The organism is Cohnella sp. GCM10020058, from assembly GCF_042683485.1.
Lineage (GTDB): Bacteria > Bacillota > Bacilli > Paenibacillales > Paenibacillaceae > Cohnella.
The window spans coordinates 231,461-240,205 of the sequence record NZ_JBHUJV010000016.1 but is presented as its reverse complement, the minus strand read 5'-3'; the positions used below and the strand labels follow the sequence as shown (position 1 = coordinate 240,205).

The window sequence follows — 8,745 nt, the reverse complement described above, 5'->3', positions numbered from 1 at the left end:
TCTCGTTTTGGTTGGCTAACCTTAATTTCGAGAATGTGGGGAGGTACTCCTCTTTGGTGCGCCAAAAAAGTCAGTCGTAGCAAGGGGTTTGAATTATGAAATTGACTTTATTTGCAGGCTTTGCGGCGACAGAGCGACACGGGCGATGATCGGCCAATCCATCGAAGCGGCCTATCGGAGCGCCCACCGGAGCGGCCCATCGAAGCGGCCCATCGAAGCGGCCCATCGAAGCGGCCACCCGAAGCCCCATCGGAGCAGCTCATCGGCGAGCCCATCGGAGCGGCGCACGTATGAATCATCGACAGGCTTTTTTTCTGATTGTACGGAAACGGAAGAAATCGGAAGTAAAGGAAGGTTTGGAGCGGGAAACCGGAAGCCAGACGGAATAAATGCGTCGATTCGGATGAACAGAAAGAAAAATGGCGGTTGTGAAACGCTTATATCATAAATTATCATATTGATATTATCAAAATGATAATTTGTGGAGGGAGGCAATCGCCATGTTCGGAATCCGATTCGTCAAGTTCCAGCCCAGCGAGTACGTGATGAAGGTGCAAAACGGAAAAGTCGTCAAGGAAGGACTTGGGCTGTCCTTTTATTACTACGCGCCAACGACGACGGCCGTGGTCATGCCGGTATCCTCGATCGAAGCACCGTTCATGTTCGAAGAGATCACCCGCGATTTCCAGAGCGTGACGGTCCAGGGGCAGCTGACGTTCCGGATTGCGGATTTCCGGCAGACCTCGCGCATGCTGGACTACGCGTACAATTTGCGCAAAAAGACGTTTATGTCCGACGATCCGGCCAAGCTCGGCCAGCGCGTCATCGGGTTGGTCAAGGTATTAATCAAGCGTCATCTCGAGCGAATGCCGCTGCGGGAAGCGATACAGTCAGGCGATCGGCTGGCCGCCGCCGTCCGCGGGGAGCTGGAGGCAAGCCCGGAGCTGGCGAAGCTGGGCATCGAAGCAATGGGCGCGTCGATCTTGGCCGTGCTGCCGAACAAGGAGACGATGCGGGCGCTGGAGGCGCAAGCGAAAGAGGAGATTCTGCGGCGCGCCGACGAAGCGGTGTACGAGCGGCGCAACGCCTCGATCGAGCAGGAGCGGACCGTACGTGAGAATGAGCTGAGCACCGAGATCGCCGTCGAAGCCAAAAAGAAGCAAATTCGCGAGAGCCAGCTGGCCGCGGAGCGTCTCGTTCAGCAGAAGCGAAACGAAATGCAGCAGGAGCAACTGCAGTTCGATACGGCGTACGAGGAAGAGCGCAAGGCGCTGCTCGAGCGCTCGGCCGGCAACAGGCAGTCGGAGGCGGATGCGAAGGCTTATGAGCTCACCGCTGTCATGCGCGCGCTTGGCGGCGCGGATAACCAGGTGCTGCAGTCGCTCACCCGCGCGGGCATGAATCCGGGCCAGTTGATCGCGATCGCCTTCCAGGATCTGGCCGGACAGGCAGACAAGATCGGACAGTTGAACATAACGCCGGATCTGCTGCAAGGCTTGCTTCGAGGCGGCGAAGCGAATTCGGCAGGCAGAAAGGAGCGATAACGGATGGCCGACGCGAGAGACATTCGGCTGGTGCTCGTCAAACGGCGCACGCGTCTGGAGGAGCTGATCGTCAGGTACAATACCGTCCGGCAAGCACAGTTTGTCATCGAATCGATGGGTGAGGACTTTTCCGACTACTTGAACGAAGACGAGGTCTATCGCGGTGCGCTCGCCAGGACCCGGCAATCGCTGAGCGAACTCGGCATCGTGCAGCTGCTGGATCGGACCCACGTTCCCAATTATTTGTTCGGACCGTCCGATACGGTTGTGGCGCTCGGCCAGGACGGATTGGTGGCGGGTACGCTTAAGTATCTGGACGGCCAGCGGCTCATCGGCGTCAATCCGGATCCGCGGCGCTGGGACGGGATTCTCCTTCCTTTTCAAGTGGGCGACGTGCCGAAAGTCGTAACGGAGACCGCCGCCGGGCGACGCCTGGTGCGGGAGGTGACGCTGGCGAAGGCGGTGCTTAGCGACGGACAGACGCTATACGCCGTCAACGATTTTTACGTCGGTCGCAGGACGCATGTATCGGCCCGCTACCGGATCGCCGCGGGCGGACAGGAAGAGCAGCAATCGTCGAGCGGCATCATCGTATCGACGGGCGTAGGCGCCACAGGATGGCTCAAGAGCGTGCTGGCGGGAGCGACGGGTATTGCGAGGCAAGCCGGAATCGCCGGAGGCGGACCTGCAGTCGAACGAGCCGATGTCGGTGCCCAGCGGCTTGAATGGGAGAGCGATTGGCTCCGGTTCGCGGTCCGGGAGCCGTTCCCCAGCCGGACGACCGGGACCGAGCTCGTGTATGGACGCATCGAGCGCGGTCAAGCGCTCGAAGTGGTGTCGCAGATGCCCGAGGACGGCGTCATCTTCAGTGACGGCGTCGAAGAAGATTACCTGGAATTCCGTTCGGGACTACGGGCGTCGATAGGCGTAGCGGAGAAAAAGGGGCGACTGGTCGTATAGGCCTATGCTGACGCTAATCGTTCAAGTCGCGTTCTCCGATAAATAGGCTATATGAAACGATAGAGGTGACGCGGGCGTGGCGGTATTTTTGGTCAATCATGTGCAGGCCGGCATGAAGGTCGGCACCGATATATTCTCGGACAACGGGATCAAGCTGCTGGCGAAGGGCACCGCGATCGCGGAGCAGCACATTCAGATGCTGAGGAGCCACAAGATCCGGGAGATCGACATCGACGGCGAAGCGCCTGCGGGAGTTTACTCCCCGGACAAAGCGCGTCAGCCGGATGCTGCCGAGCAGGCGAAGGAGGAGAAGGCGAAGCTCCGGCAACTGATGAAGCACATCCCGCTGTTCTCCAGCCTGGCCCCCGAGCATATCGCGCTGCTCGCCGACCGGATGGAGAAGCGGGAGCCGGATGCCCAGACGATCCTGTTCCGGGAGAACGATCCGGGAGATTCGTTTTTTATCGTGCTGTCGGGCACGGTCAAGATTTACAGGACGAGCCCGGAAGGCGACGAGAAAATATTGGCCGTTTTTAACGCGGGAGACAGCTTCGGCGAGTTGTCGCTGATCGACGGGAAGCCGCGTTCCGCGACCGCCCAAACGCTCGACAACGCGGAGCTGGTCGTCATGTCCAGGGAGCATTTCCTCGATATGCTGAAAAGCCACTTCGATCTGAACCTCGTCATAATGGCCGAGATCGTGCAGCGCATGCGCGATACCAACGACCAGGTATCCGACCTGATGTTCTTCGACGTAAGGACGAGGGTCATCAAGAGCATGGTCAAGCTGGCCAACCGGTTCGGCGAGCGGAGCGATCATACGATCGTCGTCCAGATGCCGCTCGACAGGCACGAGCTGTCCCAGATGGCCGGGGTGACCATCAAGGAGCTGAACGAAGTGCTCTACGACCTCGAGGACCGGCAGCTTGTCAAAATGTACGCGAGCTACTTCGAGCTGAATCTCATCAAGCTGCGCTCGCTGCTTCGATAATACATATAAGGAAATACATATACGGAAATACATATACGGAAATAATCATAGGGACCGCGGCCTGGCATGAGCAAGGCATGTGCGGTCTTTCTTTTTGCGGGCGATTTAAGAAATATTTAATATCCGTCCTCCGGATTGTTTAAATTGTTTGTCCTATGCTGTAGTCCGGGAATAAAAGGGGGACGGAAAAATGAAATCGCGATTGCTGCTCCTGTTGCTCATCGTCGGATTCGTGGCGGCTGCCATCGAGCACAAGGCCGATCTCGTTCGCGCGGCGGACGCGATCCTGGGCCATCCGCCCAAGACGCAGGCTGAGCGATCCGAGTCTGCGAATGCCGGCAAGGCCCCGGACGCCATACCCGCCGGAGCTGCCGGCCAAGAAGCCGAAGAGGCTGGTCAGCCCGCCGTTGCCTCGTCGAGCGGAGAGGACACGGCAGCAAGCAAAGACCTGGTACTCGCAGCAGACCGCTTGCATAGCACCCATGCCATTCTCGTCCGCTTGGACGACGGGCATGTGCTGTTGGACAAAAATATCGAGGAACGGGTCTATCCCGCCTCGCTTACGAAGATCATGACGGCGATTCTCGCCATCGAGCGCATTCCCGATCTGGAGAAGACCGCGAAGCTCGATCCGGACATGTTCGAGACGCTGGTCAAGCAGAACGCCTCGATGGCAGGCTTTCTCCCTGGCGAGCGCGTGAGCGCGATCGACCTGCTGTACGGCGCGATGCTCCCTTCGGGCGCGGACGGCAGCGTCGGACTTGCGATGCGCGTCGCCGGATCGGAGGCGAAGTTCGCGGCGCTCATGAACGCCAAGGCCAAAGCGCTCGGCATGACGGGCACGCACTTCGTCAACGCGACGGGACTGCACGATCCCAAGCATTATACGACGGTCAAGGATCTTTCTGTATTGCTCGCTTATGCGCTGAAAAACGAGACGTTCCGCCAGGTGTTCACCGCCTCGCGCCACGCGACGGCGCCGACGGACCTGCATCCGGACGGCATCACGCTGCGCAGCTCGATGTTCAAGGAGCTCGGCGAGTCGGGCCTTGACGGGGCGGAGATTATGGGCGGCAAGACCGGCTATACCGAGAAGGCCGGCTTATGTCTTGCAAGCCTGGGACGACTGGACGGCAAAGAATACATTCTTATCACGACCGGCGCCGCCGGAGACCGCAAGACGACGGCGGCGTACGACATCGCGGATGCGGTCAGCGTCTACAGCGAATTAGGCAACGCGCTATAGGATCCGCTACAATATAGGTTGTGAAGGAGCGCGATAATACATGAACCCCACCACCATATTGATCGCGGACGACGAAAAGGAAATCGCAGACCTCATCTCGCTGCATCTGCAGAAGGAAGGCTACCGCATCCTGCTCGCGCACGACGGCAAAGAAGCGGTCCGGGCCATCGAGACGCAGGCGATCGATCTTGCGGTGCTGGACATCATGATGCCCGAGCTCGACGGCTTCGAGGTCGTGAGGCAGATTCGCGAGCGGCATCGGCTGCCCGTCCTTTTCGTGAGCGCCAAGACTTCCGATTTTGACAAGATCTCGGGCCTCGTTATCGGGGCGGACGATTATATGACCAAGCCGTTTAATCCGATGGAGCTGGTCGCGCGCGTGCAGGCGCTGCTGCGGCGTTCGACGCGGCTCAATCAAGCGAGGGCGGACGAGCCCCAGGCGATCGAATCGGGCGGACTCGCCATCGTACCGGACCAGCGCCGCGTCACCATCTACGGCGACCCGGTCGAGCTGACGCCCAAGGAATTTGATATTTTATGCCTGCTCGCGAGCCACCCGCGCAAGGTTTTCGGCGTGGAGCAGATTTTCCAGCAGGTGTGGGGCGAAGCCTACTACGAGGTCGGCAACAACACGGTTATGGTCCATATCCGGACGCTGCGCAAGAAGCTGGGCGAGGACAAAAACAAAGACAAGTGGATCAAGACGATCTGGGGAGTGGGATATACGTTTAATGGTTAGCGGCATCAGCTTCCGGTCGAAAATGATCATGCTGCTCGGACTCAGCATGCTGACGTCTGGCTTTATCACGTATCTCGCCTATCGGGCCTTGCAGTCTTATTATCGCCAGAATGCCTATTATGGCGATTCTTTGAATGTGTTCCGCAACATCATGCGCAGCATCGGTGATATCAACGTGTTTTTGATCATTTTTATCCCGTTGTCTGTGTTGTTTTTCTTTTTGTACACCAAGCCCTATGCCACTTACTTCAACCGGATATCGAGCGGCATCCACCGCCTCGCCGTCGGCGACTTCGACACGCCGGTCCGCATCTCCTCTTCGGACGAATTTCAGACGATCGCAGAGGATATCAATATGGCGAGCGACAAGCTCCGCCAGGCGATTGCGCGCGGAGACTTCGCCGAGACGAGCAAGGATCAGCTGGTGCTTAATCTTGCGCACGACCTGCGTACGCCGCTCACTTCCGTCATCGGCTACTTGAATTATATTTTGCAGGCGGCGGACCTGAGCGACGAACAGATCCGGCATTTTACGGCAATCGCCTATACGAAGTCCCAACGGCTCGAGAAGCTGATCGACGAGCTGTTCGAAATCACGCGGATGAACTACGGCATGCTGCCGGTCAAGCGCGAGCCGATCAATCTTGGTGAGCTGCTCGTCCAACTAGGCGAGGAGCTGTTTCCGATCTTCGAGAAAAACAGGCTGACGCTCCGCTCGGAAGTAATCACCGACCTTAACATTCAGGGAGACGGCGAGCTGCTCGCGCGCGTATTCGAAAATCTGCTCAGCAACGCCGCCCGCTACGGGGCCGACGGCCGCTATATCGATGTTCGCGGCGAATGGGACGGCGGGGAGGCGGTCATTCGAGTCGACAATTACGGCGACCGCATACCCGAGGAGGAGCTGCCGCATCTGTTCGAGATGTTCTTCACCGGCGACCGCGCGCGCATACAGCGGGAGGGAGGCACGGGCATCGGGCTCTATATCGTCAAAAACATCGTGGAGCGGCATGGCGGCACGGTCCAGGCGGAGAGCGGGCCGGTGCTGACGCGGTTTACGGTGCGCTTGCCGATGGCATGAGCGATGTCTTCGATGCCGCATTGCTGGTCCGTCGACGCTGCATCCGCGGAGGCGCAAGACCTGTTCAGACGCCAAAATCCATATCCGGATACACGTACGGATCCTTCGCCGGTTCGATCTTGGTTGCCGCGTCCGCCTTGAGCAGCAGCACTTCGGCGCCGTCGATCGTCGTCTTGGCGAACGTGCCCGAGACGGTCATCCAGTCGTCGTTCGCGTACTTCGCCGCATCCGGCGATTCGACGACGATGCCGTAAGGGATCGCATCGGCCGCGCAGCACTGGATCGCGAACCTGCCGAGCACGAACTGTCCTTGCCCGATCGTATCGTCCCGATAGACGAAGCCCGATACCTCCGCGCGGCGCCCTGCGAATGAATCGGGAAAAAAATTAAGCGTCGTAAGCGTTTCGAGGTAACGCCAATCTTTGATCTCGATCTCCGGCTTGGCATATAGCCGCTTGCCATAATCCGCATACGGCTTGGTGAGCGAATCGTGCGGGAACAGCCGGTCCAGCTCGTCGGCGCCCGGCGGTGCGGAAGTTGATGCCGAGGCGGTATTTTTCGTGTGCGCAGCGGCCCCGCCGCTCAGATTCATGCCCTTCTGCGCGGCCATTGCGCTGCCGATCGTCGTGTCCGGCGTCAGAAAAAACAAGGCGAGCGGCAGCGCGAACAGGACGACGGCACGAAGCTGGCGCAGCCAGGAGCTTGCCGGCGCCGATGCATGGCCGCAGGCTTCTCCGCAGCCGGCGTCGCGCTGACCGTCCCATTCTTTGAGCGCCTGATAGACGAGCGCGGCTGCAATCAAATAAAGGGCGGCAGCGGCAAACTTTGTGTACACGGCCATGCGCGGAGAGATATATAGACCCAGGTTGCCGACCGCGGACAGCCTTGCGACATAGAGTCCGATGCCCGCGAGTACGACGGCGCGCGCCAGATGACGGGCGATTATTTTGCGGTTCGTTCGTTGCGTCATGAAGCCATCCCCTTTCCGATGTCAGCGTGCAGTGCTTTCCAGCAGCCATCCTGCGAGCAGCGACATGGCGAGTACGACCGCCGTTACGAGCAGGAGGAGACGAAGTACGAAGCGGGCTTTGAATGCGGACAACAGCATCAGCGTGTTCTTGAAGTCGACCATCGGACCGTAGACGAGAAAGGCGAGCAGCGCGCCGGCGGGAAAGACGCCGGAGAAGGAGGCTGCGACGAATGCGTCCGACGTCGAGCAAAGAGAGATTACATAGGCGAAGCCCATCATGAACAGATGCGAGCCGAAGGCTCCGCCGCCAAGCTCGACCAGCTCTCCGCGGCTGACGAAGGTTTGGATGACTGCGGTCAGGAACGCGCCGAGCATCAGAAATTTTCCCATTTCAAAAAATTCGTCGGCCGCATGCGAGCAAAAGGAGAGTAAGCTGGGCGAGGGAGCGCGATGTGGCGCGTGATGGTTATGATCCGCGGCAGCGGCATGCAGACTCGCAGCATCCGGTCTCAACGGATTGGCGGCCTTGCCGCGTGCGCGAGACAGCAGCAGACCGACGGCGACCGCCGCGGCAAAGCCGAGCGCGGTCCGATACATCGCCATTTCCGGCGCTGTGCGGAAGGCGCTATAGGTGGCGAGCACCGTGACCGGATTGACGATGGGCGCCGCCAGAATATAGGTCATGCCGATGTAAGCCGGCATGCCTTTGCGAAGCAGCCTGCGCACGACCGGAATCATCCCGCACTCGCACACGGGCAGCGCGACGCCGAGCAGGCCGGCGCAGAGTACGCCGAGCAGGGGGTTCCTTGGGATGAGGCGGGCAAGCGCCGTCTCGGGGACGAACAAGTGCAGCACCGTCGACACGATTACGCCGAGCAGCACAAAGGGAAGGGCCTCCAGGAAAAGACTGACAAACACCGTTTTGACCGATTGCCATTGATCCGCGCCGATGCCGGAGAAGGAGGCGGGCCATGGCATTTGCCGCTCTGTTGCTATGAAATAGAGCAGCGCTAGCGTCAGCGCCGCCGATAGTGTTAACGTCCATTTGTAAGCTGCGTTTGCCATTGCCTTATCACCTCGTCCACGAAATCGATCATGCTACCTGCTATCAACGTATGCGAGTCTTTGTGGAAAAGAACTGATATTCCGCTAGTTTCCTAGACTGATAGATGGCGGCTTCGCGTCGGTTGGATTTTTTACTTGCGTTTGTTAAA

Annotated in this window: 8 protein-coding genes; 6 read left to right on the top strand and 2 right to left on the bottom strand. The window is 59.1% G+C overall.

Annotation, left to right across the window (positions count from 1 at the left end):
* The first annotated feature begins 500 nt into the window (after nucleotides 1-500).
* The 6 genes from ACFSR7_RS27470 (at nucleotide 501) to ACFSR7_RS27445 (ending at nucleotide 6,561) form a co-directional block, all read left to right on the top strand.
* On the top strand, nucleotides 501-1,544 hold the full coding sequence (locus ACFSR7_RS27470) for an SPFH domain-containing protein (protein WP_378167178.1): 1,044 nt from the start codon (nucleotides 501-503) through the stop codon (nucleotides 1,542-1,544).
* Nucleotides 1,545-1,547: 3 nt separating this feature from the next.
* The gene (locus ACFSR7_RS27465; protein ID WP_378167176.1) at nucleotides 1,548-2,504 is read left to right on the top strand and encodes a diacylglycerol kinase catalytic domain-containing protein; all 957 of its coding nucleotides are present in this window, start codon (nucleotides 1,548-1,550) and stop codon (nucleotides 2,502-2,504) included.
* A 76-nt stretch (nucleotides 2,505-2,580) separates the two neighbouring features.
* Nucleotides 2,581-3,495, top strand: coding sequence for a Crp/Fnr family transcriptional regulator (locus tag ACFSR7_RS27460; RefSeq protein ID WP_378167174.1), 915 nt, complete (start codon nucleotides 2,581-2,583; stop codon nucleotides 3,493-3,495).
* 190 nt (nucleotides 3,496-3,685) lie between these two features.
* Nucleotides 3,686-4,741 carry a D-alanyl-D-alanine carboxypeptidase family protein gene (locus tag ACFSR7_RS27455; RefSeq protein WP_378167172.1) on the top strand — a complete coding sequence of 352 codons (1,056 nt, stop codon included), beginning with the start codon at nucleotides 3,686-3,688 and terminating at the stop codon, nucleotides 4,739-4,741.
* 40 nt (nucleotides 4,742-4,781) lie between these two features.
* Nucleotides 4,782-5,480 (top strand): response regulator transcription factor, encoded by a 699-nt coding sequence (locus ACFSR7_RS27450; RefSeq protein WP_378167170.1) that lies wholly within the window; start codon nucleotides 4,782-4,784, stop codon nucleotides 5,478-5,480.
* The gene (locus ACFSR7_RS27445; RefSeq protein WP_378167168.1) at nucleotides 5,473-6,561 is read left to right on the top strand and encodes a HAMP domain-containing sensor histidine kinase; all 1,089 of its coding nucleotides are present in this window, start codon (nucleotides 5,473-5,475) and stop codon (nucleotides 6,559-6,561) included. The genes ACFSR7_RS27450 and ACFSR7_RS27445 overlap by 8 nt, the downstream gene beginning before the upstream one ends.
* A gap of 64 nt (nucleotides 6,562-6,625) precedes the next feature.
* Here the strand turns inward: ACFSR7_RS27445 and ACFSR7_RS27440 are convergent, their stop codons facing one another.
* Together ACFSR7_RS27440 and ACFSR7_RS27435 are read right to left on the bottom strand one after the other, a co-directional pair.
* The gene (locus ACFSR7_RS27440; protein WP_378167166.1) at nucleotides 6,626-7,531 is read right to left on the bottom strand and encodes a TIGR03943 family putative permease subunit; all 906 of its coding nucleotides are present in this window, start codon (nucleotides 7,529-7,531) and stop codon (nucleotides 6,626-6,628) included.
* 21 nt (nucleotides 7,532-7,552) lie between these two features.
* Nucleotides 7,553-8,596, bottom strand: a complete 1,044-nt coding sequence (locus ACFSR7_RS27435) for a permease (RefSeq protein ID WP_378167164.1) — start codon at nucleotides 8,594-8,596, stop codon at nucleotides 7,553-7,555.
* Nucleotides 8,597-8,745: the final 149 nt, after the last annotated feature.

Bases quoted from the DNA above. Each gene is read 5' to 3' on its own strand.
- ACFSR7_RS27470 (WP_378167178.1), top strand. From the start codon at position 501: ATGTTCGGAATCCGATTCGTCAAGTTCCAGCCCAGCGAGTACGTGATG.
- ACFSR7_RS27465 (WP_378167176.1), top strand. From the start codon at position 1,548: ATGGCCGACGCGAGAGACATTCGGCTGGTGCTCGTCAAACGGCGCACG.
- ACFSR7_RS27455 (WP_378167172.1), top strand. From the start codon at position 3,686: ATGAAATCGCGATTGCTGCTCCTGTTGCTCATCGTCGGATTCGTGGCG.
- ACFSR7_RS27450 (WP_378167170.1), top strand. From the start codon at position 4,782: ATGAACCCCACCACCATATTGATCGCGGACGACGAAAAGGAAATCGCA.
- ACFSR7_RS27445 (WP_378167168.1), top strand. From the start codon at position 5,473: ATGGTTAGCGGCATCAGCTTCCGGTCGAAAATGATCATGCTGCTCGGA.
- ACFSR7_RS27440 (WP_378167166.1), bottom strand. From the start codon at position 7,531: ATGACGCAACGAACGAACCGCAAAATAATCGCCCGTCATCTGGCGCGC.
- ACFSR7_RS27435 (WP_378167164.1), bottom strand. From the start codon at position 8,596: ATGGCAAACGCAGCTTACAAATGGACGTTAACACTATCGGCGGCGCTG.